This window comes from Arthrobacter sp. M2012083 (genome assembly GCF_000281065.1).
Taxonomy (GTDB): domain Bacteria; phylum Actinomycetota; class Actinomycetes; order Actinomycetales; family Micrococcaceae; genus Arthrobacter.
In genome coordinates, this window is sequence record NZ_AKKK01000022.1 from 152,834 (window position 1) to 178,926 (window position 26,093).

The window sequence follows — 26,093 nt, forward strand, 5'->3', positions numbered from 1 at the left end:
TGTTCCCCACTGACTCCGCCTGCCATGACCGCCGTTGACATGGCAGCATCCACCACCCGCCCCAGCGCATTGGCTGGCTACGAGGATTGGCCTGCCTACGCCGGCCGGCTCCGACTCACCGCTGACACCGAGGATGCCCGGCAACTCGCTGACACACTCGGCGTACCCGCCGTAACACCGGACTTGGAGTACGCAGTGCTCTCCGACTCAGAGCACGACGGCGTCATCACCTCGCGTCTGCAGTGGCAGTTGGGTTTCGGGCCAAGGACGTCCGCTTGGTTCGTGAGGCCGGCCGGGGCAACCGGGCCACTACCCGGTTTGCTCGCCCTGCACTGCCACGGCGGGATCAAGGCCTACGGTGCTGAGCGGCTTGTGTCCCTGCCCGACGGCCTGGAAGATTCCCGCGGCCTGGACAATCCCGACGGCGGCGCACACTTGGGTGAGAGGCCCGGCGGTGCCATCGGTTCTGCCCCGCTTCGGTTGCCACCCCTCGAAATCAGGGCGAAGCTCTATGGCGGCCGGGCACTGGCCACATGGTTGGCTCAACAGGGCTTCGCCGTCCTTGCCCACGACACCTTCATGTGGGGAAGCCGCCGGTTCGGGCTCGATCCCCTTCCTTGGCGAACTGCCAAGACCGTCAGCGGCGAGAACGCACTCCGGAGGGAGGCCGGCGTCGAACTTTCCGCAGCGGACCAGTACAATGCAGCGGCTGCCGCCCACGAGGAAACGGTGGCGAAGGCCGCAACGCTCATAGGCACCAGTGTTGCCGGGACCGTTGCGCACGACGACCTCGCGGCATTGGGTGTCCTCGCATCGCTGCCGGGAGTGGACATGGACCGGCTTGGCTGTCTGGGTTTTTCCGGCGGTGGAGGGCGGGCGATGGTGCTCGCTGCGCTGACCCCGCTGATCCGCAGCTACGTGGTGACGTGCATGATGACCACGTTCGACTCGCTCCTGCCCTCCCACCTGGACGCACACTCCTGGCTACTGCACACCCCCGGGCTGGCAAAGCTCGGGGATTGGCCGGATCTGGCAGTCCGCTCCAGGGCCACGATCCTGGTCCAATACGGGCTGGCTGACCAGTTGTTCCCGGAACTGGGAATGCGCGACGCCCATCACCACCTCTCTGAGAACATCCCGGCCCGGTACACGGGCAGGTTCTGGCAGGAACCCCACGTTTTCACTCCGGCAATGCAGGACGAGGCTGCGTCCTTCCTCACCGCAACCTTGCAGCCCCGCCACCCCACCAGCACGCCCTCACCTGATTCCACTAGGACATACCAATGACACAACCCCTCACCGCCACCACAGTGAAGGGCAATGCCCGGCTCCCCCGTATCGCACTCGTGGGTGTGCACGGTTTCGGCGAACGGCACCTCGAAAACCTCGCTCGTCTGGGTGCTGACCGTACCCTCGAGCTGGTTGCCGTTGCCGATCCGCAACCCCCGGAAGAGGGAACGCTCGACCCCGACGTCGCGGTCTTCGCTTCCCTTGACGAGCTCCTGGCTGCAGGAACCGCCCCTGACGTCGTCATCGTCTCCACACCTATCCAGACGCACGCGCCGCTTGCCCTTGCTGCTCTCAGGGCCGGGGCCAACGTCTACTTGGAGAAGCCACCGGTGGCGTCCATGGCGCAATACGAAGAGGTCATGGCAGCGGCCGCGAGCGCGGGCCGCTTGGTGCAGGTGGGTTTCCAGAGCCTGGGTTCAGGTGCCCTTCCTGGGATCGAAGCCCTCGTGGAGTCCGGCGAAATCGGCGAAGTCCGCGGCATCAGCGCCACGGGGCAGTGGCTGCGGAGCAAGGCGTACTTCGAGCGGTCCCGATGGGCCGGGAAACGCAGTCTCAACGGGATCGACGTGGTGGACGGAGTAGCCACCAACGCTTTGGCCCACGCTGTTGCGACGGGGCTGCGGCTGGCTGGCGCCCGGACGGTGACGGACGTTGAGTCCGTGGATACCGACCTTTACCGGGCAAACGACACCGAAAGTGACGACACCTCCGTAGTGAGGGTCCGGGTGGCAGGTGGCACTGCGTTGACGGGCAGAACTGTCCTGACCTGCGCCTTGACGCTCTGCGCTCCCGTGCAGTCCGCGCCGTCGGTCACCATTTACGGAACGCTGGGGCAGCTCACGCTCTTCTATACGGAGGACCGCCTGGAGGTCACCTCTCCCAGGGGTGTCCGGACCGAGACGTTCGGAAGGACCGACCTGCTGGAGAACCTGTTGGCTGCCCGCAACGAACAGGACCTCCTCAGCCCGCTCTCCGGGGCCGGCGCATATGTGTCGGTCCTAGAGGCCATCCGAACGGCCGATGCACCCCGGGAGATACCTTCGGACTTCATCACGTGGGAAGGCACCGGCGACGACGCCCACGCCGTGGTGCATGGAATCGAGTCGCTAATCCGCCGGGCAACCTTGGGGCAGGCCACGTTTGTTGAGCTCGGCGCGCCGTGGACTTCATCCGGCGGACCCACCCTGGATATTGACGGCACACCCGTCGCAACTTTGCAGGACGGATCCCGCATCCGGCCTACGTCGTCACCGCGGCCCTACCTCCACCCCGTGCGGACGCTGGCAGGCACTGTGGTCACCGATCACATCCCTGAGGACCACGTGTGGCATCTCGGAGCAGGAGTTGCCCTCCAAGACGTTGACGGCATCAACTTCTGGGGCGGCCGCACTTACACCCGCGAGGCCGGGGCATACGTCTGGCGGAAGGACCACGGAAGGATCGTCGTTGAAGCCGCGAACCATGCTGACGGAGAGCGACGCGAACAGTTGAGCTGGCTCGGCCCCGACGGATCACCGGTACTCCGCGAACAGCGCGAGTGGCGTTGGGCCGCCGTCGGAAATTCAGCGTGGAAACTCACGTTGGACTTCTCGCTGGAATCGGCCACGGGGCGTCCGGTGCTGCTGGGCAGCCCCGGCTCCAACGGGCGGCCGCAAGGCGGTTATGGTGGCTTCTTCTGGCGGCTGCCAAAGGTCGCCGACGCCACCATCTGGACTCCTGATTCGAGGGGCGAGGACGCCGTGCACGGCCGCACAGCGCCATGGCTGGCCTGGTCCGGAACGTTCGACGCCGGAACCGCCGGCGTCTCACATGTCACCGGAGGTCCGGGGCTTGGCCATCCGGCCACGCTCGTGTTTCTTGCCGCACCCCAGGCACCAGACCCTTGGTTCGTGCGGCACTCGGGCTATCCCGGCGTCGGACTGTCCCTGGCTTGGGATGCGCCCGTATCCACGGAGCCCGGCCACCCTGTCCACCGAACGGTCACAGTGATCATCGCGGACGGCTTCCTGGCAACACGAGACATTGAACAGCTCATCACAACCCTGGGGGAATCGGCATGACCACGCCTACTCAATTAACGCCGGCTCTGACTGCCGTCACTGCGCCCCGCAACGTTGCCGACCGCGCAGTAAAGCGCCAGAGGGTGCTGGACATTCTGGACGCCGCGGGGCGGGACTCGCTATTGCTCACAACCAACACGGCCCTTACCTGGTACCTGGACGGCAGCCGTGTGCACGTCAGCCTGGCGGGCGACCCCATCGCGGCCCTCTTGGTGGACCGCTCCGGCGACCATTTGGTCACATACAACAATGAGGCCGGACGGATCGCTGCAGAGGAATTGCCGGACGGCGTCAGCCTGGACACGGTCCCGTGGCACGGCCAGTTGCATGCGGCCGCGGCGGCCTTGTCCATCGATGGCAACCCCCTGCTGGAAGCGGCCGTCACCGCCGAACTTCGCGCGGCCCGGCAACAGCTCCTGCCCGCCGAAACGGCCCGCTATGCTGACCTGTCCGCCGACGCCGCGGCCGCCATGACGGATGTCCTCACAGGTGCAACGCCGGAAACCACGGAGTTTCAGCTCGTCTCGGAGCTGGCAGCGCGGATTGTGGCGGTGGGGGCCGAGCCGCTTGTCCTACTCTGCAACGGTGCTTCACGGAGCGAGTTCCGCCATCCACTCGCCACGCATTCCCCCATCGGACGCCGAGCCATGGCTGTGGTGTGCGCTCGCCGGAACGGCTTGGTAGCCAACGTCACCCGTTGGGTAGCGTTCGACGCCGGCACTCCCCAAGAGCTCGACGCCGAGGCCCGCATCGCAGCTGTTGAGGCTGACATCTTCCGGGCCACTGTCCCTGGTGCCCGCCTCACAGAGATCTTCGCCGAGATCAAGCTGGCCTACGCCCGGCACGGCTTTGGCGAGGACCAGTGGACCCATCACCATCAAGGCGGACCCGCAGGCTACGCGGGCCGCGATCCCAGGGTCATCGCTGGCGTCACGGATGCGGTGGTGCTCAACCAGCCCTTCACGTGGAACCCGTCGGGGCCCGGCGTGAAGATCGAGGACACGGTGCTGCTTACGGATTCCGGGCTGCGCGTCCTGACCACTGACCAGCGTTGGCCGACCTCCGAAGTGGATGGCCGTCGTCGTCCTTTGACGCTCCGCCGGTAGCGCCTTCTCCAGCTCGAGCGAACACGAATGGGGCGGGGTCACCGCGATGGTGACCCCGCCCATTCGTGTATGCCCCACCCAATTGGGTGAGTTAGCTGAGCGTTAGCACGCCGTCCACGCGCCGGGGGATGCCTAACGGGTTGGCGTCATGCAGTGCCGGGTGAAGGACAGACTCAGGAGCATCCTGGTAAGCCACCGGACGCTGGAAACGGCGGACGGCAGTAGCGCCGACGGAGGTGAACAGGGACGTCGTGGCCGGGTATGGGCCACCGTGCTGCTGCGCCCAATTCACGGCAACACCCGTTGGCCAGCCGTCGAAGAGGACCCTGCCGGCGAGACCGCTGAGCTGCTCCACAAGAGCGGAAACGTCCTCGCCTGGTTGTGCGTGAACCGTGCCCGTCAGGCTGCCCGGGACCTTTGCCAGGGCCGCGGACAGTTCCTCCTGGTTGGCGTACTCGATGAGCAGCGTCGTGGGGCCGAAGCACTCCTCCAACAACTCCTCGGGGCGTGCCAGGACGTTCGCGGCGCTCGTGGAGAACACCACGGGCGCGGCGCCGTCGGCCAGGCTGTCCTGCTGCACCGTTCCACTGACGACGGCGACACCGGGCTGGTCCGCGACGTTCCGCAGCCCATCCGGGTAGGCCTCGGCGATGCGCTCCGTGAGCATGGCAGCGGTGGGCTTGTCCTTGCTGGCCTCGGCCAGATGTGAGGCGAAGTCCGTACCGGCCGGGATGAACACGAGCCCGGGTTTGGTGCAGAACTGTCCGGCACCCATGGTGAACGAGCCAGCCAAACCGGCAGCGAGCTGCTGTCCGCGTTCCGCGAGTGCGTCCGCCGTGATGACTACGGGGTTTAGGCTGCCGAGCTCGCCATAGAACGGGATCGGCTCCGGACGGGAGGAAGCGAGATCGAATAGTGCGCGTCCGCCAGGGATGGATCCCGTGAAGCCAACGGCTTTGATGGCCGGGTCCTGAACCAGGGCTGTGCCTGCCTCGCGGCCGCTGACGAGGGCGAAGATTCCTTCGGGCGCTCCGGCCTTCGCCAAGGCTTCGCTGACGATCTCAGCAGTCCGCTCAGACAAGCGGAGATGTCCCGAGTGAGCTTTGACGATCACCGGGCAACCCACCGCCAGCGCGGATGCGGTGTCGCCACCGGCCACGGAGAAAGCGAACGGGAAGTTCGACGCCGAGAACACGGCAACCGGACCGATCGGACGCAGGATGCGGCGCAAGTCAGGCTTGGGCGGGGTGGAGGCAGGGTCAGCGTGGTCAATGACCGCTTCAAGGTATGAGCCCTCGGTGATCACGTTGGCGAACAACCGGAGTTGTCCGCTGGTCCTTGCTACCTCGCCCGTGAGCCGGATTGCGCCCAGGCTCGTCTCCGAATCGGCGATCGCCACTAGTTCAGTGACGTTGGCGTCCAAGGCGTCGGCGACGGCGTTCAGCCAGGCGGCGCGTTCGGCGTCGGAAGCTGATGCGGTCACCTTAGCCGCCTCGGTGGCTGCGGCCGTGATAGCTGTCAGGTCAAGAGTTGCTGTACTCAATGCGGTTTCCTTTACTCTCAGGGGCGGCGGTCTCAGGGACACCGGTCTCCGTGGCGAGCAGCTGTGCCGGCTGTCCGCTGAATTCGAAGCCGAGGCCGGGACGGCCTGTGCTGCTGAGCCTGCTTCTTCCGGTGCTGTTGCTGATCCTTACGGGCGAGGGCCCATCCAGGATGCCTAGTTGCTCGAAGGAGGCGTCCTCCACGTCCTCCACGCTCACGGTGTCGGCAAGGGTGAGCGCCAGCTGCCCGGAGAGTTCCGGGAGCAGGTGGGGGGCCACCCTGATGCTGTTGGCGCGGGCCAACTCAACGATCCTGCGGAAAGGCGTAATGCCTCCCACCCGGACAATGTTGGGCTGGATGATGTCTACCGCCTCGGCTTCAATGAAGTCGCGGAAACGGTAGATGGTGTGGACGTTCTCACCCAAGGCAATGGGCACCGGCGAGTGCTTGCGTAAACGCCGGTAAGCCCCAAGGTCGTCGGCTCGGATGGGCTCTTCCAGCCATTCCAGTCCGTTCTCCCCCAAAACATCCAAAGCACGGAAGGTGTGGGCGAGGTCCCACCGCTGATTGGCGTCGATCATGAGAAGCCGGTCCGGTCCGATGACTTGCCTGACAGCGGCAACACGCTCGGCGTCTTCCCGGAGCTCGGGCTTGCCCACCTTGATCTTCACGGCATGATGCCCGGCGGCCACCCATCGCTGGGCCTGCTCGACGAGCTGATCCAGCGTGTAATGGAGATTCACACCGGAGCCGTACACCTCCACAGACTCCTGGCGTTGACCAAGAAGTCCCGTGACAGATGTTCCTGCCTGTCGCGCTTTCAAGTCCCAAAGAGCCAGGTCAACGCCAGCCATGGCAATGGTGGTGAGGCCACCCCCACCGGCTTCGTGCAGTCGCTTCCAGAGCTGGTCCCACACGATTTCCGGGTTGTCTTCCAAACCCAGGATGAACGGTGCGATGTCGTAATCCAAGAGGGCTTTGACCGCCTGTGGACCGATGGTGGGTGTCCACGAGAAACCGTGGCCCGTGCCGCCGTCGTCCGTGGTCAGTTCCGTAACAATCACATGGTTTTCGGGTGCCTCCGCACCCCAGCTGCGCAGCAGCGGGACCGTGATCAGCCGGGTGGTGAGGCCCGTAATGCGGGCCGGCATCAGCTGGCCAGCTCGTGGCCCTTGGCCAGGATGGACTTGAGCTCCAGTAGTTGTTCCTCGGAGGGGTCCACCAGGGGCGGACGAACCGGACCAACGGGAAGCCCGGCCAGGCGAAGCCCGGCCTTGATGAGGGAGACGCCGAAGCCAGGAGTCTGGTCGCGGAGGCGAACCAGCGGTGCGTAGAAACCTTCCAGCAAAGCGTGGCGGCGCTCCTCGTCACCGGATACATAGGCGTCGTAGTATGCCTTGGCAATTTCCGGAGCCATGGCGAATGCGGCCGAGGAGTACAGGGGAATGCCCAGGCCGCGGTAGGCGCCCTGGGTCAGTTCAGCGGTCAGCAGGCCATTGAAGAGCGCGAAGTCTGTGCGGCCGCTGGCGTTGATTGCCGACACGATTTCCTGGGCCAGGCCGACGTCGCCGATCCCGTCCTTAAAGCCAACCACCTTCGGGTTGGCTGTGAGGCGGGTGATAGCGTCGGCGGTGAACTTGGCGGTCCCGCGGTGATACACGATGACCGGCAGGCTGCTCGCAGCGGCAATGGCTTCGACGTAGGCCACGACGCCGTCGGTGGGACCGGTGACCAAGTACGGCGGGAGCACCAGGAGGGCGTCCGCCCCGGCTTCCTCGGCCACCTTGGCTGCCGCGATGGCGTGACCCAAGGGTCCACCGGCACCGGAGATCACAGGTACGGCTCCCGCAACGGCCTCGACGGCGGCAACCACCACAGTACGGATCTCCTCAAGGGAGAGCGCATGGAATTCGCCCGTGCCGCACGCGGGGAACACACCACCCGGGCCGAACGGCAGCCGGGAGGTGATGTGCTCCTTGAGCAGTGCCACGTCCACGGTGCCGTCTTCGGCGAAGGGAGTGACGGGAAAGAACAGTACGCCGTCGAAGTTCATGGGGTCTCCTTGGTTGCTCCCGCCGGAACCAGGCCGGAGGGGATCTCGTCGTTGAGTGCTGCTTGTTCGGTTTCTTCTTCAGCTGCTGTGTCTTCGCCCTCGAAAGGCGGCGTAAGTTCGGTGCGCCAGGTTCTTTTCGGCTCCCAGCCCAGGAGTTCCCGGGCCTTGTCGATGGAGAACGCCGGGCGGGTGCCCGTCAAGTTCTCAGTCAGGGGTCCGCTGCCAGGCAGGAATCGCGGGAACAGCCCAGCCAATGGTGCCGTGGCCAAGGCATCCTTCGCGCCAACGAAGAACACCTCGCCGTTTGGGATGGCATCCATCTTGTCCAGCAGCACGTCGAGGAAGTCAGCGACGTCCCGCGCGTCTACATAGTTGAACAACGCGGGCGCGGAAAGTGCCGGATTCTGAAGCCGTTCCCGGACCGTGTGCCCTTGCTGGGTCAGCGCCCCTTCCCACTCCTCCGGGGAAATGACGTAGCACGGGCGGAATGCCGCATACCTGATCTTGTTGCCCTGAGCGGCAGCGAACATCTGCACGGTCTGCTCGGCAATCAGTTTGGACAGCGCGTACGCGTTCCACGGCTTGGGCGGCGTCTGCTCGTCCAACGGGAACGACGGCGGCAGCCACCCCGCCGGTGAGCCATAGCCCAGGGCGGTGGGACTGCTTGCCGTCACGATCCTGGGGACACCGGCGTCGGTGGCCGCGCTGACCACCGCATAGGCGAGCCGGGTGTTCGTGCTGAAAATAACGTCCTCGGGCGCGCTGAATGGCACGGCAATAGCAGCGAGGTGGATGACGGCGTCCGGCGCTGTTTCGCGGATCAGCCGCTCCGCCTCCCCTGGCGCCAAGAGATCTGCCGCGTATTGCTCGGCTCCGGCCGGCAGCTGTTCCGCCGGTATAGCGTCCCGGTCTACAGAGATCACCATGTGCCCCGCCTCGGCGAGTCCGGCCACAACGCTTCGGCCAAGCCTGCCGGAACCGCCGGTGACGAAAATCCTGCTCATTGTATTTTCCTTGCTGGGTGGTGAACGGTCAGGCCTGGCCGCGGCTGAGATCGACGCCGAGGCCAAGTTCACTGATGCGGACGGGAAGGGCGGAGTCCAAGGACGCGTTTCCGGCAATACCCACCGACACGGAGCGGAGGCCGTCGATGTAGCCGGAAGGGCGGCCCAGCGGGTCGACTCCCGGGCCGTTGAAGAGGTCCGAGAGCAGCAGATTGTCTCCGCCACCATGGCCGCCCTCGCCGTTGATGATCGGAACTTCGTAAGCAGCTTCCCAATGGCGTTGGACCACCAGGCGCTCGCCGTTCCGGCGCACTGCGTCATCTTCCTCGATGGGCGTGGCGCTCGGGTCCACCACGGTCTTCTTGTCGGTGCTGGACTCTACGGCGGCGCGTTCCACCACTTCGAGTTCGGCCCGGCCTTCGGTGCCATTGACGGTGACGCGGTAGCCTTCCCACGGGCTGTGGGCGTTCAGGGAGTAGCTCAGCGTGGGGCCTCCCTGGTAGTCCACTACGAGGGCGAGGTTGTCCTCGATGGTGATGCCCTCAGTGAAAACATCCTGGTCGCGGATGTAGCCGTCGAATTTCTCGTTGTCGAAATAAAGTGCCTTCAGGCGCTCGTCCTCGCGCATGTCCAGGCGGAATGGATCGTGCTCCAAACCATCAACGGTGCCGCGCTCCGGACGTTCTCCCAGGCCTCGCTCGGCAGCGTTCTTTTCGCCGTAGAAGCGCAGGCCACCTGAGGCGAAAACACGCTCCGGGACGTCGTTGATCCACCAGTTGACCAGGTCGAAGTGGTGGGAAGCCTTGTGGATGAGCAGGCCACCGGAGTTCTTCTTCTCACGGTGCCAGCGGCGGAAGTAGTCAGCGCCGTGCACGGTGTCCAGCACCCAGCTGAAGTCGACGGACGTGACCTTGCCGATCACGCCGTTCTGGATGACTTCCTTGAGAGCGGTGTTGCGCGGCGAGTAGCGGTAGTTGAAGGTCACCACCACGTTGCGTCCGGTCTTCGCCACGGCGTCGGTAATGCGGCGGCAGCCCTCCACATCGATGGTCAAGGGCTTTTCAACCACGACGTCGGCACCAGCCTCAAGCGCTTCAACGATGTAGTCCGCATGGGTGTAGTCGGGCGTGGTGACGATGACCCGCTCGATGCCGTTGGCCTGGATGAAGCTGGTGAGCTGGCCAGGCGCGAAGGAAGCCACCGGCTCAGTCCCGCCGAGTTCTTTGATCAGGTCCTGGTAGAAGCCCACGCGACCTTGGTTGACGTCCGAGAGCGCAATGAGTTCTGCGACATCCGCGTGTTGCCCGTAGAGGGCCCGGATATACATCTCCGAGCGGCCACCGGTTCCAATCAGGGCGATACGGGTCCGTTTGGGGGGCTGGGTGGTCGTTTCGGCAGATTCGGTCTTGGTTTCGGCTGAGTCGACGTTGACCATGTGGGGTGCCCCTTTCAGGAAGGCAGGAGTGAACCGCTTGACGGCCCGGCTTCGTATGGGAAGAATCATGAGAAAGCGTTTTCTCAGAGCGTTATAAGCTTTGTATCAAGACTCTGGTGGTCACGTCAACCACTGCTCCAACGACGGAGCTTGCGGGAGGCGACCAATGGGAAGGGGCCACATGGCACGCAGGAACACCAACAGGCGCGTAGGCATCGCCGACGTCGCAGAGAAGGCGGGCGTCTCGCACGCCACCGTTTCACGTGTCATGAACGGTAATGCCGCTGTGGATCCCGGTATTGCCGCGAGGGTTCGGGCTGCCGCGGTTGAATTGAAATACCAACCTAATCCAGTGGGGCGCAGCCTGGCACTCGGCAAGACAGACACCATCGGAATCGTGGTTCCGGACCTGGCCAACCCCACCTTCCAGGCAATCCTCCGCGGACTCAGCATCGCAGCTGCCCAGGACGGGTACCGCGTCCTCATTGCCGATTCCTCGGAAGTTACCAGCGAGGAAGCCATCCTCGCCGGCGAGGCCCGCCGCCGCTGCGATGGCGTGGTGCTTTGCGCTCCCCGCATGAGCGATGCCGAGCTGGAGGAGTTGGCCCCCACCCTGCATCCGCTGGTGCTGATCAACCGCACCACCATTGCCACCAATACTCCGAGCCTGAGCGTGGACTACGGGCAGGGCATCCAGGAACTGGCACAGCACCTGGTGACCCTGGGCCACCGCCGCCTGGTGTTCCTCTCCGGCCCGGAGCACAGTGCATCCAATCGCCAACGCCTGGTGGGCTTGGACCAATTCCGCGAGGAGCACCCGGAAATTGAGTTGCAAATGCTCCACGGCGGTTCCAACTTCGACTCCGGCCATGAGTCCACCGAGGCCATCATCGCCAGTGGTGCCACCGGAATCCTGGCATTCAACGACCTCGTAGCCATGGGGCTGCTCAGCGGTCTCCACGAGCGCGGAGTGCGCGTCCCGGAAGACATCTCAGTAACGGGATTTGATGACATCCCCTTCGCCAAATACACCACTCCCCCGCTAACCACCGCGGCTGTGCCCATCAACGAGCTCGGAAGCCTGGCTTGGCGAAGGATGCGGGAACAGATCCAGCAGGCGGGCGAGGCCCCCTCCCAGGCTCAGGACGAGTTCTCACCCAGGATGGAGATCCGCAAGAGCACCGCGGCGCCGGCCCTCAAGCCCGCGAGTTGACACTTAATGCCAATGTTTGCGCCGAGCATAAGTATTAAGTGTCATGTGGGCAAAGGGCTTGAGCCCACGCCGGCCTCCTTGTAGAAGCCTTGAATGTGGGCGGCAACAAGCTCGGCAGCTTTGCCGCCGTCGTTATTGTTCACTGCGGCGAGGATGGCACGGTGCTCAGCCCGAAGCCTGCTGCACGTCGCATTCCAGTCGGGGAGATTACCGGTCAGTTCACTGGCATAGTTCTCGATCGCGCCTCGAAGCGAGGCCATCATGGCGCTGACCACGGAGTTGCCCGCCGCTTGGGCAAGCGCCACGTGAAAGCGCGCGTCAAGTGCCAGGAATGAGTCAATGTCCGGGGCCACATCCATCTGGTCCAGCAGCTCCGCGGCTTCCGTCAGCGCCGGCACGCCCACGTGGGCCCGTTCCGCAGCCCACGATTCCAGCAGCACGCGGGTCTCCACGATGTCTGCCACGGGAAGATGGCGCGTGGCTACATGCAGCCGAAGCGTAGAGCCAAGGGCGGAGCCCGGCTCGGCAATCACCACAGTCCCGGCATCCTTGCCCGAACCCACGCCGGCCCGGACCACGCCCATGGCCTCAAGGATCCTCACAGCCTCGCGCACCGAGGTCCGGGAAACCTGCAGTTGCTCAGCCATGGCACGTTCCCCCGGGAGCCGGCCGCCCAAAGTGAGGTCTCCGTCAGACAGCTGCTTCTCGATCCATTGCAGGACCAACTCGTGGGTACGCATAACGGAATACTAGTTGATGTGGTCCAACCACATGGATTACAGTGTGGTTAGACCACAGTGGTAGGACCACAGATTTCAAGGGAGAACCGCATGACCGACACCCTCGACCCCAAGACCACCGCTGCCCCAGCCAATGCAGGCAGCGATCAAAACGTGGCACGCACCGTCCAGCCGCAGTCCGCCGTCGTGCAATCATCTGCACCTCAGCCGCCTGCACTGAAGCGCCGCGTACCCAAGGTTTCCGACCTGGCCCCGCTCATGCAGTTCAAGAAGCCCGAGTTCAGCAAGACCGCGCGCTTAAAGCGCGCCAGCACCATCTGGGAACTGCGTGACATGGCCAAGCGCCGCACGCCGCAGGCACCCTTCGATTACACAGACGGTGCCGCCGAAGAGGAGATCACCCTCCGCCGGGCACGCCAGGCATTCCAGGACATCGAGTTCCGTCCGGGCATCCTGCGCGACGTTTCGAGGATCGACCTCCGCACCGACATCCTGGGCAAGGAATCGCGACTCCCGTTCGGTATTGCACCCACGGGTTTCACGCGCATGATGCAGTCGGAGGGTGAATACGCGGGCTCGCAAGCTGCAGAAGCTGCAGGCATTCCCTACACGCTGTCCACCATGGGCACCGCGTCCATCGAGGACGTTGCCACCGCCGCCCCGAACGGCCGCAACTGGTTCCAGCTATACCTATGGACGGACCGCCAGCGCTCCCTTGAACTGATTGAGCGTGCGGCCAAAGCCGGCAACGACACCCTCATGGTCACCGTCGACACCGCAGTTGCCGGCGCCCGGCTCCGCGATGTCCGCAACGGCATGACCATCCCTCCGGCACTGACCATCAAGACCGTCCTGGACGCCTCTTACCGCCCGGCCTGGTGGTTCAATTTCCTCACCCACGAACCCCTGACGTTTGCCTCGCTCTCGCGCTACACCGGCACCGTGGCTGACCTCATCAACTCGATGTTCGACCCCACCCTGACCTACGAGGACCTCGACTGGCTGCGCGAAACCTGGAAGGGCAAGCTGGTGGTGAAGGGCATCCAGACCGTTGAAGACGCCCGCAAGGTAGTGGACCACGGCGCCGATGGCATCATCCTGTCCAACCACGGCGGCCGCCAACTGGACCGCGCACCCATCCCGTTCCACCTGCTGCCGGAGGTCACTGAGGCCTTGAAGGCGGACAACAGCAAGGCTGCCGTCATGCTGGACACGGGCATCATGAGCGGGGCGGACATCGTGGCAGCCCTGGCTTTGGGCGCAGACTTCGCCTTGATCGGCCGCGCGTACCTCTACGGCCTGATGGCCGGTGGACGCGAAGGCGTGGACCGCACCATCCAGATCCTCGAGAAGGACATGACCCGCACCATGGCACTCCTGGGCGTCAGCAAAGTAGCGGACCTGAACCCGGACCACGTGCGGCTGCTCCAGCGCTAAAGCCACCCAGATAGGTAGCAGTAGGGGCCGTTTTTTTAAAACGGCCCCTACTGCTACCCGGTTGGGCAAGGGGTACTAGATCAGGCCCTGTGCCAGCATGGCGTCAGCTACCTTGACGAAGCCGCCGATATTGGCACCCACTACGTAGTTTCCGGGCGCACCGTATTCGTCGGCCGTCTCGGCGCAGCGATCATGAATTCCCACCATGATCTCGGTGAGGCGCTGTTCCGTGTGCTCAAAGGACCAGGAGTCACGGCTCGCGTTCTGTTGCATTTCCAGCGCGGAGGTAGCAACACCACCGGCGTTCGCGGCCTTGCCCGGTCCGAACAGGATCCCGGCTTCCTGGAAGACTGACACAGCTGAACGGGTGGAAGGCATGTTGGCGCCTTCAGCCACTGCGATCAGGCCGTTGCTGACCAACTTGGCCGCGGCCTCGCCGTCGAGTTCGTTCTGCGTTGCGCAGGGCAAGGCCACGGTGCCATTGACGTCCCAGACGGAACCCCCCGAAACGTGGTTTGCCCCCGGCCGACGTGCGGCGTACTCCGTCAGGCGCCCGCGCTCCACTTCCTTGATCCGGCTCAAAAGCGCGACGTCGATCCCGGCCTCGTCCACGATGTAGCCGGCCGAGTCCGAGCAAGCCACAACGGTTGCACCCAAGGCCTGCGCCTTGGCGATCGCGTGGATGGCGACGTTGCCCGAACCGGAGACCACAACGCGCTGTCCGTCGAAGGACTGTCCACGGGTCTTGAGCATCTCCTGGGCGAAGATCACTGTGCCGTAACCGGTGGCTTCGGGACGAACCAGGGAGCCGCCCCACGAGATCCCCTTGCCAGTGAGGACGCCGGACTCATAGCGGTTGGTGATGCGCTTGTACTGGCCGAAGAGGTAGCCGATCTCGCGGCCGCCCACGCCGATGTCACCGGCCGGGACGTCGGTGTACTCGCCGATGTGGCGGTACAGCTCAGTCATGAACGACTGGCAGAAGCGCATGATTTCGGCGTCGGAACGCCCGCGGGGATCAAAGTCCGAGCCGCCCTTGCCGCCGCCAATGGGCATGCCGGTGAGCGCGTTCTTGAAGATCTGTTCGAAGCCGAGGAACTTCACGATTCCCAGATACACCGAGGGGTGGAACCGCAGGCCGCCCTTATACGGGCCGAGGGCGGAGTTGAACTCCACGCGGAAGCCACGGTTTACGTGGACGCGGCCGGCATCGTCGGTCCAGGGAACGCGGAAGATGATCTGGCGCTCGGGCTCGCACAGGCGTTCAAGGACAGCGCCCTCAAGGAATTCAGGATGACGATCATGAACAGGGCCAAGGCTTTCGAAGACCTCAGTGACGGCCTGGTGGAATTCCTTCTCCCCCGGGTTCCGCGCCAACACAGTGTCGCGGACTGCTTCGAGCCTTGAATCCATGCGTCTTCCTATCCTCAGTGCGCCGGCCAGCGGCGAGACGGTCAGTCCCGCTCATGGTTGCACCGAGGGATATGGGATCTCCATCCGGAGGCAATGTGACTCGGATCAAGGAGTTAACACAAGTGTAGAAAATCATTGAAATCTCAAGGAAACACGAGGTTAACGAAAACTCACAATGTGAGAAGGATCACGTTAACTCGAGGCTGACTATCGCTTTCGCCCGAACTTGGGAAGGTTAGGCAAGTTCGGAAGGTTCGCCAAGAGATCAGCGGCCTTAGTTGCCGCCCGGCCTACGGTACGGCCGATCTGTTGAGGCACAGTGTCGTCCGACGCAGGATCCAAAGTGACCGGGGTTCCGCTCGCATGCACCTTCACAGCCTGGCCTATCGCGTCCGTGCGGGTGGCCGGGGCCTCCGGCGGGGAGGCAACAACAGCAGCGGCAGCGGGCTCGGCGGCGGGTGTCGCCTCGGAAGGCGCGACGACGGCGGGCGCCGGAGTGCCGACGTCGAACGTCTCCAGCCAGCTGGCGACGCCGGCTAGCGGCTTGGGATTCAGCGCGTAGAAGCGCTTTTGGCCCTGGGCGCGCATGCTGACGAGGTCCGCCTCGCGAAGCACCTTCAAATGCTTGGAGATGGTGGGCTGGCTCGCAGCCAGCTCTTCCACCAGTTCGCCTACAGCTTTATCCCCAGAGCGGAGGGAGACCAGAATGTCGCGCCTGGTTGCCTCAGCTATGACGGCAAATACGTCGTCAGTCACCATGCCTCCCACCCTAGCGACATATACGCCGATTGGCATCCCTGTTTCGTGGCACTACAGCAATAGTCGACCCAGGACCGTCAGTCGAACCAAGGGTCCAAGCCGTAGAGGGGGAAGATCTCTTTGCGCGTGGCAATGACGGTCCGGTCAACCTCGTCCGCGGGATCGTAGCCGACCTCCCAGGAGCGCCACCAAACGTCCACGTCGTCGCTCATCGACTCCGGGGCCCACACACCGTACGTCTCCCTCACGTAGGTCCGCCATGCTTCGGGTACGGGCGTGCTGAGCGGCACCGGTCGTTGCGTCACCATCCCGATCAGGTGGCTCCAAGCGCGCGGCACAACACCGGTGACGTCGTAGCCGCCTCCCCCGGTAGCGATCCAGCGGTTATCGCAATAGCGGGCCGCAAGGCCGGCGACGGCGGAAGCCGCCTCACGCTGTCCATCAACGCTCAGGTTGAGGTGCGTCAGCGGATCGTCGCGATGCGAATCGCAGCCGTGCTGGCTGACAATGACTTCGGGTTGGAAAGCACCGACCAGCTGCGGGACCACCGCATGGAAAGCCCGCAGCCAGGCCGCGTCGCCGGTAAACGCAGGAAGCGCGACGTTTACCACGGTCCCTGGAGCATCTGGGCCGCCCGTTTCGTTGGCAAACCCTGTCCCGGGGAAAAGCGTGAGGCCCGTTTCGTGCAGGCTGATGGTCATGACGCGGGGGTCGTTCCAGAAAATGCTCTGCGTGCCATCGCCGTGATGGGCGTCCACGTCGATACTCATGACGCGTTGCACGCCGCCGTCGAGCAGCCTTTGGATAGCCATCGCAACGTCGTTGTAAACGCAAAAACCGCTGGCCCGCTCCCTCGCAGCATGATGCATCCCGCCACTGAAGTTCACAGCACGAACAGCCTGGCCGGACAGGATGGCCTCTGCCGCCAGCAGCGAACCGCCGGCGAGCCGGGCGCTGGCCTCATGCATCCCGGCGAACGCGGGATCGTCCTCAGTTCCCAGTCCGCGGTCCTCCTCGGGAGCCGAGGGATCGACGCTGACGCGGCGCACGGCCTCCACGTATTCGCGGCTGTGCACAGTAAAAAGTTCGACGTCGGTGGCCACCGTCGGTGCTTCGACGGCCACATGCTTGTGGTCAAACAGGCCAAGGGATTCGGCCAGCCGCGCGGTAAGTTCCAGCCGCTGCGGCGCCATGGGGTGACCCGGACCAAAGTTATAGGCAGTCATGGCTGGATCCCACACCACCGTCGTTGGCAATGCGGACCGCGTAATGCTGGAAGCTGTTGTTCCAAGCCGTGAGTTCATCCAGAACAGGCTACCTGAGCCCAGAGTAGCCTACCGCCCGGTTACGCCGCAGGAATAGTGGTTTACTACTCAGGAAAGCTTGTTCAACCGAGGAAGAGCGCCATGTCTCAAAGCCAGTCGCGGTCCACGAGCCCGACTAGCTGGCAACCCAACCAGCAGGAGCGGGAAGGTCTCTGGATCTTCACGCGCGTGCGCGACTTCGTTGACAACATTGCCAACACCTCCCCCGCCCGCTTGGCATTGACCGTCTTTGCCGTGGTGATCCTGGTTTTTACCGGATTGCTGTCCCTCCCCGCCGCTTCCACGGCCGGCACAGTCACGCCCCTGCACCAATCCATGTTTACGGCGGTCTCCGCCGTCTGCGTCACCGGGTTGACAGTGGTTTCCACGGCAACGCACTGGACCTTCTTTGGCCAGCTGGTCATTTTGGTGGGCATCTTCGTTGGTGGTCTCGGCACACTCACCCTCGCCTCGCTGCTGGCCCTCATGGTCAGCAAACGGCTGGGGGTGCGCGGCAAGCTCATAGCCCAGGAAGCCATGAACAACGCCGGCAGGCTCGGCGAGGTTGGTACGCTGCTGCGCATTGTCATCGTCACGTCCGTGGTTATTGAGGCGGCCCTGGCCATAGCCCTGGTTCCCCGGTTCATGGTGCTGGGCGAACCATTCTGGCAGGCCGTCTGGCACGGTGTCTTCTACTCGATCTCCGCCTTCAACAATGCCGGATTCACGCCACATTCGGACGGCATCGTCCCCTACGAAACCGACCTTTGGATCCTCATTCCCCTCATGTTGGGCGTCTTCCTCGGCAGCCTCGGCTTCCCCGTGGTGATGGTGCTGCAGCAGAACGGGCTCAACTGGAAAAAGTGGAACCTCCACACCAAGCTCACAATCCAGGTCTCCTTCATCCTGCTCGCGGCAGGCACTGTCCTGTGGGCTTTGATGGAGTGGGACAACATGCGCACCATCGGCCGCATGGACATGGGCGACAAGGTGATCCATTCACTATTCGCCTCCGTCATGACCCGCTCGGGTGGCTTCAACCTGGTGGACCAGAACCATATGGAATCCACCACCATGCTCCTCACTGACGCCCTGATGTTCGCAGGCGGCGGCTCTGCGTCCACGGCGGGCGGCATCAAGGTGACCACCATCGCGGTCATGTTCCTGGCCATCATGGCCGAAGCCCGCGGAGACGCCGACGTGAAGGTTTACGGCCGCACCATTCCGCAGGGCACCATGCGCGTGGCCATCTCCGTGATCGTGGCCGGAGCCACCCTGGTATCAGTGGCGGCTTTCCTGCTCCTGTCCATCAGCGGCGCCTCCCTGGACAGGGTGCTCTTTGAATCCATCTCCGCCTTCGCCACCGTGGGACTCAGCACAAACCTCAGTGCCGAGCTGCCGCCGTCGGGCGTTTACGTCTTAACCGCGCTGATGTTCGCCGGCCGTGTCGGCACCGTAACCCTCGCGGCCGGGTTGGCCCTGCGCCAACGCAGCCAGCTGTACCACTACCCGGAAGAGAGGCCAATCATTGGCTAGTAGCACAGGGGCAGCCAACCGCCCCGCCCACAACGCACCAGTGCTGGTGATTGGCCTTGGCCGGTTCGGTTCCGCGACGGCTGAGCAACTGGTCAAGCAGGGCCGTGAAGTCCTGGCTATCGAACGTGACCGCACCCTTGTCCAGAAGTGGGCGCCTGTGCTCACGCACGTGGTGGAAGCCGATGCCACCAATATTGATGCCCTGCGCCAGCTCGGTGCCCAGGAATTCAGCTCAGCGGTGGTGGGCGTTGGCACCTCCATCGAGTCCTCAGTGCTCATCACTGTGAACCTGGTGGACCTGGGCATCCAGCATCTCTGGGTCAAGGCCATCACGCCGTCACACGGCAAGATCCTCACCCGGATCGGTGCCAACCACGTGATCTATCCGGAGGCCGACGCCGGTGTCCGAGCAGCCCACTTGGTGTCCGGGCGGATGCTGGACTTCATCGAGTTCGACGACGACTACGCGATCGTCAAGATGTACCCGCCCAAGGAAACCGTAGGCTTCACCCTGGAGGAGTCCAAGGTCCGTTCGAAGTACGGCGTGACCATTGTCGGCGTGAAAACCCCGGGAGAGGACTTCACATACGCCCGGCCGGAAACCAAAGTGTCCGGCCACGATATGTTGATCGTGTCCGGACACGTGGACCTGCTGGAGCGCTTCGCGGCGCGACCGTAGCGGACCAGCCGTAGCGGTCCAGCCGTAGGTTTAGCCGAGCTGCTTGGTAATTTCTGCTGCCCGGGCTGCGGCCGCGCGGGCGCCGTCGGCGATAATCTTGGGGATCCCGCCGTCGTCGAAGGCCGCGATGGCCCGCTCGGTGGTCCCATTCGGGCTGGTGACGGCGATGCGGAGGGCAGAGGGGTTTGCTCCCGGTTCGGCCAACATGAAGCCGGCACCTGCCACGGTTTCGCGGGCAAGCATCACGGACAGTTCCTCGTCCAAACCAAGCTCGACGCCGGCCGCCGCCATGGCTTCGGCGAGGTAGAACGCGTAGGCCGGGCCGGAACCGCTGATGGCGGACAGTGCGTCCACCTGTTCCTCCGGAATCTGGACCACCGTGCCGGCACCGGCAAGTGCCTTCTTGGCCATTGCCAGCTGCTCAGGCGTGCAATGCGTACCCGGGGAGACGGAGATGACTCCGCGGCCCAGCCTTGCGGGCGTATTGGGCATGGTGCGGATCACCGGTTGTCCGTCCGGCAGCGCCGCTTCGAGCTGGGCGATGGAGACTGCCGCCGCGACGCTGACAACGATCGTGTCCTTCCCCAACGCCGGGCTGATCTCCCGGGCCAAGTCCAGAATGCCCACGGGCTTGACGCCCAAAATAACCATGCTGGAGCCTTTGGTGGCCAATTTGTTGTTGTCCGGTTCCTCCTCGCCTGCGATGGCCATGACCCCATGGCGCTGGGCGAGTTCGTCCGCCCGCCCGGCACGGCGGACCGTGGCGACGATGTCGGACGGGTCTGTCCCGGCGGCAAGCAGGCCTGCCAGGATAGCCTCGTTCATGGATCCACAGCCAAGGAATGCGATTCGGTTGCTCATGGCTCCATCATTGCAGTTGGCCTTGGACGGGGTCTAACGAATTCCAGATTCCCAGCTTGCTCCCAAGGTTATTGCAGGCAGCACTCATTCTTGGTCCGTAACTTAGTAGTTACCTCATTGAGGGTGCGAGTGATGAGGCGGGCATGGGGATGTCCGCCAGCAGCACCGGTGGCCGGGCGGGTTTTCCCCCATTTCCCGATTCGGCCGCCGGTGCTTTCGCATTTAACCACCGCGGACCGCGCGAACCCCGCGCTTATCCGCCTGACACGCCCCTGTGGGGTGGGTCAGGCGAACAAGGCGAGGCGCTGGCGTACAGCGCTCGACGCCGGCTAGTTGTCTATGCTTGCTAGTTGTCTACGCTTGCTAGTTGTCCATGCTTGCTAGTTGTCTACGCTGCGCAACAACGGGACGCTGAGGTGCTGTCGGGCGAAACGCAGGGTCTCTGCCAGCATTTCCTCGCGCTCCCCCGCAACCTTCGCCTTGCGGGTTGAAATCTCGGCCACTACGACGCCATCGAAACCCGTGGCTGCCAAATGCTGCAAGGCATCAGCGCACTGCTGCGTTCCGGTGCCGGGCACCAGATGCTCGTCCTTGCCCGAACCCGAACCGTCGGTGAGATGGACGTGGCGGAGTTTATTTCCAAGTGCCTTGATAGCTTCCAGGCTGTTGGCGCCGGCAGTGGCGGCGTGGGAGAAGTCCCAAGTGACGTCGTCGTAATCCTGGCCCAACGGGTCCCAGTGCGGCAGGTAGGCCACCGCCTCACGGCCACGGACGCGCCACGGATACATGTTTTCCACGGCTATGCGCACGCGGTACCTCGCCGCGATTTCACGGACGCCCTCAACGAAGTTCTCCGCATAGTTCGACTGCCAGCGGAATGGCGGATGGACCACCACGGTGTCGCATCCGACGTCCGCGGCCATTTGGCAGGATTTCTCAATCTTGTTCCACGCCGTACCCCACACCTGTTGCGTCAACAACAATGTAGGGGCATGGATGGAGACGATCTCCTGGTGGTACCGGTGGCTTAGCTGGATCAAGGCATCCGGGTTCTGGCTGACCGCGTTGTTGGTAACCATCACCTCCACGCCTTCGTAACCCAGGTCCTGCGCCACCGCGAAGGCGTCATGGACGCTCAGGGGGTACACGGATGCACTGGACAGGGCCACGGGAATTTGGCGGTCATTCACTTCAGGTTCGACGTCGTTGCTCATCTCAGGAGGCCAGCCCGCCTGCCACTGGGGCTGGTATGGGTGATGGGGACGGTGTGTTTACAGGGACCGGGAATTCTTTGAACCCCGGGTGGGGTTCGTCTTCTTTGTCTGCAGCCTTGGCGGCTTCCTTGGCTGCCTTTTTCTTCGATTTGTCCTTCTTGCGCTTGCCCACGTGCGGCGCCGGATCCAGGGCTTCCTCGAAAACCAGCTGGTCCAGGCGGCGCAGGATCAGGCCTTCACGAAGCGCCCAGGGACAAATCTCCATCTTGGGGAATTCAAAGAGCTCGAGGGCCGCTTCAGCAACGAGGGCGCCTGCCAGCAACTGTCGGGCGCGGGCGTCGGAAACGCCAGGAAGGTACAACCTGTCTTCCACGGTCATGGCCGATATCCGCTGTGCCCACAGACCCAAGTCTGCGGCGTGGAGCTCACGCTTCACGTAGGGCCCTGCAGCGCTGGGGGCTGCACCGGCGATCCGCGCCAAGGAGCGGAAGGTCTTAGAGGTGCCGGCCACCAGATTGGCCCGGCCCAACTCGTGGAAGTCCCGAACCACCGGTTTCAGCGTGGATCGGATGTAGCGCCGCAGTTCCTTGACGCTCTTGGCGCTGGGCGGATCATCGTGGAGCCAGTCCCGCGTCAAACGGCTGGCACCCAGCGGAACAGAGGTGGCGTATTCGGGGAGTTCATCCGTCCCGTACGCCATTTCAAACGAGCCGCCACCGATGTCCAGATCCAGGATGGGACCTGCACCCCATCCGTACCAACGGCGTACAGCGAAGAAAGTCATGGAGGCTTCTTCACTGCCCGTGAGCTCCTGGAGCGTCACCGTAGTTTCGTGCTTGACCCTTGCCAGAACCTCCGGTCCGTTGGTTGCTTCGCGAATGGCCGAAGTACAGAAGGCCAGGAGGTCCTCCGCCTTGTGACTGGCCGCGAACTCCCAGGCTTCCAGGACGAACTCGATGAGCTCGTGCTGGCCGGCATCGTTGATGTTGCCATCGCCGTCGAGGTACTGCACCAGCGAAAGGGGGCGCTTGTGGGAAGCGAAAGCTACCGGACGCGCGCCGGGGTGAGCGTCCACCAGCAGCAGGTGGACTGTGTTGGACCCGATGTCGAGAACGCCAAGACGCATTCTGCCATTATTCACCGATTCGAAGCCCGTAGAGCAACTTGGCGACGACGTTTCGCTGACCGTATGGTTGCCGGCAGCTTGGGCAACCGCTATTCGGCGGACTCCCCGGCTTCGTCGGCGCGCTTGAAGTCGCGGCGAATGTTCGCAATGCCCTCGGGGTCGATTTCGAAGCCGAATTCGCTTCCGGGGTTGATGACCATCCCGAGTTCGTCTCCGATGTTTCCCAGGATCGCTGAACCCATGGTGCCCAGGACGTGGGGGGCCGCTTCGAGGAAGCGCTCATCCACGCGGCTCGGGTGGCTGAATACCGCCAGCACGGGCTGGCCGTCAGCGTTGGAGAGGACCAAAGGCTCAACGGAGGAGTCGGGGCCGTCCACGGCTTCCGAGCTGACGAGGTAGACCTCGTTGTTCAGGAAAGCGAGGATGACGTCCACCGGGTTCGCGTCCGGCTGTTCGGCCGAGGCGAGCTTCGCCTCGAGGTCGTTCAAGGGTTCGTTGTCCGGTGAAACCGTCTGTTCAGTCATGGTTCTACTCGACCACGATGCCGGCCGGGACGCAATTCGCGAATGCTGCCCCGGCCGTCATGGTGACTATTTTTTGGCTGTTGCCTTCTTGGCCGGTGCCTTGCGGGTGGTGGTCCGCTTGACCGGCCCCTTGGCCCGCTTTTCCGCCAAAAGCTCGACGGCGCGTTCCCGGGTCAGCTCCTCAAGCGAGGTTGAGCGGGGGACCGTGATGTTGGTGACGCCGTCAGTGATGTAAGGCCCGAAGCGGCCTTCCTTCACCACAATGTTCTTCTCGGAGACGGGGTCGGGACCAAACTCAGCCAGGGGCGGGACGGAGGCGCGTGCGCCTCGCTGCTTGGGCTGCGAGTAGATTTCCAGAGCCTGTTCCAGGGTGATCGTGAAGATTTCCTCTTCCGAACCGATGGAACGGGAGTCCGTGCCCTTCTTCAGGTAAGGACCGAACCGACCGTTCTGCACCGTGATGGGGTTCCCATCTGCGTCCTCACCGAGGACCCGGGGCAGGCTCATGAGCGCGAGGGCTTCATCCAAGGTGACCGTATCCACTGTCATGGACTTGAACAGTGAACCGGTACGCGGTTTCGCCTTCACGGGCTTCTTGGGAGGCTTGGGCTTGCCGTTCTTGTAATACTCCACCGGCTGGTTGGCCAGCTGCTCCTCGGTCATCTCAGGAATGATCTCGGTGACGTAAGCGCCATAGCGGCCGTTCTTGGCAACGATGGTGTGGCCGGTGTGCGGGTCGGTTCCAAGCACCCGTTCCTCGGGGGCTGCGGTCTCCATAAGCTCTTTGGCTTTGTCGGCCGTGAGTTCGTCAGGAGCGAGTTCCTCCGGGACATTGGCCCTTGCGGATTCAACTACTTCGCCGGTCTTCGCATCCAAGGTAGGGATGGAGCTTTCAAGGTACGGGCCGAACTTGCCCACACGCAGCGTGATGCCGTCGGCGATGGGCACGGAATTGATCTCGCGGGCATCGATTTCGCCAAGGTTGTTCACGATGCTCAGCAGTCCGGGATCTGCTTCTTCACCGTAGTAGAAGTGCTTGAGCCAGGCAGCACCCACGGCCTGGCCGTTGGCGATCTTGTCCAGGTCGCCTTCCATGTCTGCCGTGAATTCATAGTCCACATAGTCCGTGAAGTGCTGTTCCAGCAAGCGGATCACGGAGAATGCGATCCAGCTTGGAACCAAGGCGGAACCCTGCTTACGAACGTAGCCGCGGTCCTGAATGGTTGAGATGGTGGAGGCGTAAGTGGACGGACGGCCGATGCCCCGCTTTTCCAGCTCGGCGGTCAGCGATGCTTCCGTGTAACGCGGCGGCGGTGACGTTTCGTGTCCGACAGCCACGATGTCCGAAGCCGTCAGGGAATCATCCTTGGCAACGTTCGGCAGGCGACGGGCTTCATCGGAGTCCTCATCACCACGGCTCTCATCCTTGCCCTCTTCATAGGCTGCGAGGAAGCCGGGAAAGGTAATGACAGTACCGGAGGCCGAGAACTCAGCGTCCCGGCCGTCAGCGGCCACTGCACCGAGGCGGATGGTAGCTGTAGAACCCTTGGCGTCAGCCATCTGGGAGGCGACGGTGCGCTTCCAGATGAGCTCGTAGAGGCGGAACTCGTCGCCGCTCAGCTGCTTGGCGACCTGCGCGGGAGTGCGGAAGGAATCTCCCGCGGGACGGATGGCCTCGTGGGCTTCCTGGGCGTTGGCAGCCTTGTTGGCGTAGACGCGGGGGCTCTGGGGCACGTACTCGGGACCATAAAGCTCGGAAGCCTGACGGCGGGCAGCTGTAAGTGCTTCATCACTCAAAGCAGACGAGTCAGTACGCATATAGGTGATGTAGCCGTTTTCATACAGGCGCTGGGCGACCTGCATGGTGCTCTTCGACGAAAAGCGGAGCTTACGGCCGGCTTCCTGCTGCAGCGTGGAGGTGGTGAACGGTGCGGCAGGGCGGCGGGTATACGGCTTGGTGTCTACGGAACGGACGCGGAAGTCAGCGCTCTCCAGACCGGTCGCCAAAGACGTGGCGAGTTCCTCATTGAGGTGCACCACGTTGGAGGAGGTGAGCTGCCCATTGTCGTTGAAGTCCCGACCACTGGCTACCTTGGAACCGTCCACGGCGGCAAGCTTGGCCTTGAAAGAACCTGAATCTGAACCGAACTGGCCCGTGAGGTCCCAGTAAGACGCGGCCCGGAAGGCCATGCGTTCACGTTCGCGGTCAACCACCATCCGGGTCACCACGGACTGGACACGGCCAGCGGACAGGCCGCGGGCAACCTTGCGCCACAACACGGGCGAAATCTCGTACCCATAGAGGCGGTCAAGAATACGCCGTGTTTCCTGGGCATCCACCAAAGCAGTATCGACATCCCGGAGGTTGTCCATGGCGCGGTGGATGGCTTCCTTGGTGATTTCACCGAAGGTCATGCGATAGACGGGAACCTTGGGCTTCAGGACCTCCAGGAGGTGCCACGCGATGGCTTCACCTTCGCGGTCCCCATCGGTTGCGAGGTAGAGCGCGTCAGCGTCTTTCAGCTGGGCCTTGAGCTCGGCGACCTTTTTCTTCTTGTCCGGAGAAACAACGTAGTACGGCTTGAAGTCGTTTTCGATGTCGACAGCGAACTTGCCCAACGAGGTCTTCTTCAGCTCGGCAGGGAGGTCCGACGGCTGCGGGAGGTCCCGGATGTGGCCGATCGAAGCCTCGACGATGAAGCCCTCGCCAAGATACTTGGCGATGGTCTTGCTCTTGGCGGGAGACTCCACGATCACGAGTTTCTTGCCGGTTTTTGCCTTGCTGGGCACGGTGCTC

21 protein-coding genes are annotated in these 26,093 nt (G+C 63.6%); 7 read left to right on the forward strand and 14 right to left on the reverse strand.

The genetic code is table 11. The annotated features are described in order from the left end of the window. The first annotated feature begins 24 nt into the window (after window positions 1–24). Genes A477_RS0111670 through A477_RS0111680 form a run of 3 tightly spaced genes read left to right on the forward strand, consistent with a single transcriptional unit; the run spans window position 25 to window position 4,456 of the window. On the forward strand, window positions 25–1,287 hold the full coding sequence (locus A477_RS0111670; protein WP_026005554.1) for a dienelactone hydrolase family protein: 1,263 nt from the start codon (window positions 25–27) through the stop codon (window positions 1,285–1,287). Next, complete coding sequence (locus tag A477_RS0111675; protein WP_017199174.1) at window positions 1,284–3,350, forward strand: DUF6807 family protein; 2,067 nt, start codon at window positions 1,284–1,286, stop codon at window positions 3,348–3,350. Before A477_RS0111670 ends, A477_RS0111675 begins: the two co-directional genes overlap by 4 nt. After that, the gene (locus A477_RS0111680) at window positions 3,347–4,456 is read left to right on the forward strand and encodes a M24 family metallopeptidase (RefSeq protein WP_017199175.1); all 1,110 of its coding nucleotides are present in this window, start codon (window positions 3,347–3,349) and stop codon (window positions 4,454–4,456) included. The genes A477_RS0111675 and A477_RS0111680 overlap by 4 nt, the downstream gene beginning before the upstream one ends. Before the next feature lie 91 nt (window positions 4,457–4,547). On the opposite strand, the gene A477_RS0111685 is transcribed toward A477_RS0111680, so the two are convergent. The 5 genes from A477_RS0111685 to A477_RS0111705 are packed head-to-tail and all read right to left on the reverse strand — an operon-like array spanning window position 4,548 to window position 10,490. Then, a complete protein-coding gene (locus tag A477_RS0111685) occupies window positions 4,548–5,999 on the reverse strand; it encodes an aldehyde dehydrogenase (NADP(+)) (protein WP_017199176.1) in 1,452 nt (483 codons plus the stop codon). Beyond that, window positions 5,980–7,149, reverse strand: a complete 1,170-nt coding sequence (locus A477_RS0111690) for a mandelate racemase/muconate lactonizing enzyme family protein (RefSeq protein ID WP_017199177.1) — start codon at window positions 7,147–7,149, stop codon at window positions 5,980–5,982. The genes A477_RS0111685 and A477_RS0111690 overlap by 20 nt, the downstream gene beginning before the upstream one ends. Next, complete coding sequence (locus A477_RS0111695; RefSeq protein WP_017199178.1) at window positions 7,149–8,051, reverse strand: 5-dehydro-4-deoxyglucarate dehydratase; 903 nt, start codon at window positions 8,049–8,051, stop codon at window positions 7,149–7,151. Before A477_RS0111695 ends, A477_RS0111690 begins: the two co-directional genes overlap by 1 nt. Then, complete coding sequence (locus tag A477_RS0111700) at window positions 8,048–9,055, reverse strand: NAD-dependent epimerase/dehydratase family protein (RefSeq protein ID WP_017199179.1); 1,008 nt, start codon at window positions 9,053–9,055, stop codon at window positions 8,048–8,050. The genes A477_RS0111695 and A477_RS0111700 overlap by 4 nt, the downstream gene beginning before the upstream one ends. Before the next feature lie 28 nt (window positions 9,056–9,083). Continuing rightward, the gene (locus tag A477_RS0111705; protein WP_026005555.1) at window positions 9,084–10,490 is read right to left on the reverse strand and encodes a Gfo/Idh/MocA family protein; all 1,407 of its coding nucleotides are present in this window, start codon (window positions 10,488–10,490) and stop codon (window positions 9,084–9,086) included. A 181-nt stretch (window positions 10,491–10,671) separates the two neighbouring features. Between A477_RS0111705 and A477_RS0111710 the strand changes: the two genes are divergently transcribed. Next, window positions 10,672–11,703, forward strand: coding sequence for a LacI family DNA-binding transcriptional regulator (locus tag A477_RS0111710; protein ID WP_017199181.1), 1,032 nt, complete (start codon window positions 10,672–10,674; stop codon window positions 11,701–11,703). A 41-nt stretch (window positions 11,704–11,744) separates the two neighbouring features. Here the strand turns inward: A477_RS0111710 and A477_RS0111715 are convergent, their stop codons facing one another. Next, window positions 11,745–12,443, reverse strand: a complete 699-nt coding sequence (locus tag A477_RS0111715) for a FadR/GntR family transcriptional regulator (RefSeq protein ID WP_017199182.1) — start codon at window positions 12,441–12,443, stop codon at window positions 11,745–11,747. A 90-nt stretch (window positions 12,444–12,533) separates the two neighbouring features. On the opposite strand from A477_RS0111715, the gene A477_RS0111720 reads away from it, so the two are divergent. Continuing rightward, window positions 12,534–13,880 carry an alpha-hydroxy acid oxidase gene (locus A477_RS0111720; protein ID WP_017199183.1) on the forward strand — a complete coding sequence of 449 codons (1,347 nt, stop codon included), beginning with the start codon at window positions 12,534–12,536 and terminating at the stop codon, window positions 13,878–13,880. A gap of 75 nt (window positions 13,881–13,955) precedes the next feature. Here A477_RS0111720 and gdhA read toward each other — a convergent pair whose 3' ends face one another. The 3 genes from gdhA to A477_RS0111735 all read right to left on the reverse strand — a co-directional run bounded on the left by gdhA (window position 13,956) and on the right by A477_RS0111735 (window position 17,356). Continuing rightward, window positions 13,956–15,293 carry an NADP-specific glutamate dehydrogenase gene (gene gdhA, locus A477_RS0111725; protein WP_017199184.1) on the reverse strand — a complete coding sequence of 446 codons (1,338 nt, stop codon included), beginning with the start codon at window positions 15,291–15,293 and terminating at the stop codon, window positions 13,956–13,958. Window positions 15,294–15,500: 207 nt separating this feature from the next. Beyond that, window positions 15,501–16,052, reverse strand: a complete 552-nt coding sequence (locus tag A477_RS0111730) for an ArsR/SmtB family transcription factor (RefSeq protein WP_017199185.1) — start codon at window positions 16,050–16,052, stop codon at window positions 15,501–15,503. A 77-nt stretch (window positions 16,053–16,129) separates the two neighbouring features. After that, complete coding sequence (locus A477_RS0111735) at window positions 16,130–17,356, reverse strand: acetoin utilization protein AcuC (RefSeq protein WP_017199186.1); 1,227 nt, start codon at window positions 17,354–17,356, stop codon at window positions 16,130–16,132. A 102-nt stretch (window positions 17,357–17,458) separates the two neighbouring features. Between A477_RS0111735 and A477_RS0111740 the strand changes: the two genes are divergently transcribed. Together A477_RS0111740 and A477_RS0111745 are read left to right on the forward strand one after the other, a co-directional pair. Then, complete coding sequence (locus tag A477_RS0111740) at window positions 17,459–18,892, forward strand: TrkH family potassium uptake protein (RefSeq protein WP_026005556.1); 1,434 nt, start codon at window positions 17,459–17,461, stop codon at window positions 18,890–18,892. 40 nt (window positions 18,893–18,932) lie between these two features. After that, entirely contained in the window at window positions 18,933–19,571 is a 639-nt protein-coding gene (locus A477_RS0111745; protein ID WP_011775951.1) for a potassium channel family protein, read from the forward strand. A gap of 30 nt (window positions 19,572–19,601) precedes the next feature. On the opposite strand, the gene proC is transcribed toward A477_RS0111745, so the two are convergent. The 5 genes from proC to topA all read right to left on the reverse strand — a co-directional run bounded on the left by proC (window position 19,602) and on the right by topA (window position 26,086). After that, window positions 19,602–20,432: a pyrroline-5-carboxylate reductase gene (gene proC, locus A477_RS0111750; protein WP_017199188.1), complete on the reverse strand. Its 831-nt coding sequence runs from the start codon at window positions 20,430–20,432 to the stop codon at window positions 19,602–19,604. A gap of 380 nt (window positions 20,433–20,812) precedes the next feature. Next, window positions 20,813–21,646, reverse strand: coding sequence for a sugar phosphate isomerase/epimerase family protein (locus A477_RS0111755; RefSeq protein ID WP_017199189.1), 834 nt, complete (start codon window positions 21,644–21,646; stop codon window positions 20,813–20,815). A 1-nt stretch (window position 21,647) separates the two neighbouring features. Beyond that, window positions 21,648–22,772, reverse strand: coding sequence for a Ppx/GppA phosphatase family protein (locus A477_RS0111760; protein WP_017199190.1), 1,125 nt, complete (start codon window positions 22,770–22,772; stop codon window positions 21,648–21,650). Between the two features lie 89 nt (window positions 22,773–22,861). Continuing rightward, window positions 22,862–23,296 (reverse strand): SseB family protein, encoded by a 435-nt coding sequence (locus tag A477_RS0111765; protein ID WP_017199191.1) that lies wholly within the window; start codon window positions 23,294–23,296, stop codon window positions 22,862–22,864. 66 nt (window positions 23,297–23,362) lie between these two features. Further along, complete coding sequence (gene topA, locus A477_RS0111770) at window positions 23,363–26,086, reverse strand: type I DNA topoisomerase (RefSeq protein ID WP_017199192.1); 2,724 nt, start codon at window positions 26,084–26,086, stop codon at window positions 23,363–23,365. Between the last annotated feature and the right edge of the window lie 7 nt (window positions 26,087–26,093).

What these genes read in the sequence shown, in the direction of transcription:
- A477_RS0111670 (WP_026005554.1), top strand. Translation starts at nt 25, where the DNA reads ATGACCGCCGTTGACATGGCAGCATCCACCACCCGCCCCAGCGCATTG.
- A477_RS0111675 (WP_017199174.1), top strand. Translation starts at nt 1,284, where the DNA reads ATGACACAACCCCTCACCGCCACCACAGTGAAGGGCAATGCCCGGCTC.
- A477_RS0111680 (WP_017199175.1), top strand. Translation starts at nt 3,347, where the DNA reads ATGACCACGCCTACTCAATTAACGCCGGCTCTGACTGCCGTCACTGCG.
- A477_RS0111690 (WP_017199177.1), bottom strand. Translation starts at nt 7,149, where the DNA reads ATGCCGGCCCGCATTACGGGCCTCACCACCCGGCTGATCACGGTCCCG.
- A477_RS0111695 (WP_017199178.1), bottom strand. Translation starts at nt 8,051, where the DNA reads ATGAACTTCGACGGCGTACTGTTCTTTCCCGTCACTCCCTTCGCCGAA.
- A477_RS0111700 (WP_017199179.1), bottom strand. Translation starts at nt 9,055, where the DNA reads ATGAGCAGGATTTTCGTCACCGGCGGTTCCGGCAGGCTTGGCCGAAGC.
- A477_RS0111705 (WP_026005555.1), bottom strand. Translation starts at nt 10,490, where the DNA reads ATGGTCAACGTCGACTCAGCCGAAACCAAGACCGAATCTGCCGAAACG.
- A477_RS0111710 (WP_017199181.1), top strand. Translation starts at nt 10,672, where the DNA reads ATGGCACGCAGGAACACCAACAGGCGCGTAGGCATCGCCGACGTCGCA.
- A477_RS0111715 (WP_017199182.1), bottom strand. Translation starts at nt 12,443, where the DNA reads ATGCGTACCCACGAGTTGGTCCTGCAATGGATCGAGAAGCAGCTGTCT.
- A477_RS0111720 (WP_017199183.1), top strand. Translation starts at nt 12,534, where the DNA reads ATGACCGACACCCTCGACCCCAAGACCACCGCTGCCCCAGCCAATGCA.
- gdhA (WP_017199184.1), bottom strand. Translation starts at nt 15,293, where the DNA reads ATGGATTCAAGGCTCGAAGCAGTCCGCGACACTGTGTTGGCGCGGAAC.
- A477_RS0111730 (WP_017199185.1), bottom strand. Translation starts at nt 16,052, where the DNA reads ATGGTGACTGACGACGTATTTGCCGTCATAGCTGAGGCAACCAGGCGC.
- A477_RS0111735 (WP_017199186.1), bottom strand. Translation starts at nt 17,356, where the DNA reads ATGAACTCACGGCTTGGAACAACAGCTTCCAGCATTACGCGGTCCGCA.
- A477_RS0111740 (WP_026005556.1), top strand. Translation starts at nt 17,459, where the DNA reads ATGTCTCAAAGCCAGTCGCGGTCCACGAGCCCGACTAGCTGGCAACCC.
- proC (WP_017199188.1), bottom strand. Translation starts at nt 20,432, where the DNA reads ATGAGCAACCGAATCGCATTCCTTGGCTGTGGATCCATGAACGAGGCT.
- A477_RS0111755 (WP_017199189.1), bottom strand. Translation starts at nt 21,646, where the DNA reads ATGAGCAACGACGTCGAACCTGAAGTGAATGACCGCCAAATTCCCGTG.
- A477_RS0111760 (WP_017199190.1), bottom strand. Translation starts at nt 22,772, where the DNA reads ATGCGTCTTGGCGTTCTCGACATCGGGTCCAACACAGTCCACCTGCTG.
- A477_RS0111765 (WP_017199191.1), bottom strand. Translation starts at nt 23,296, where the DNA reads ATGACTGAACAGACGGTTTCACCGGACAACGAACCCTTGAACGACCTC.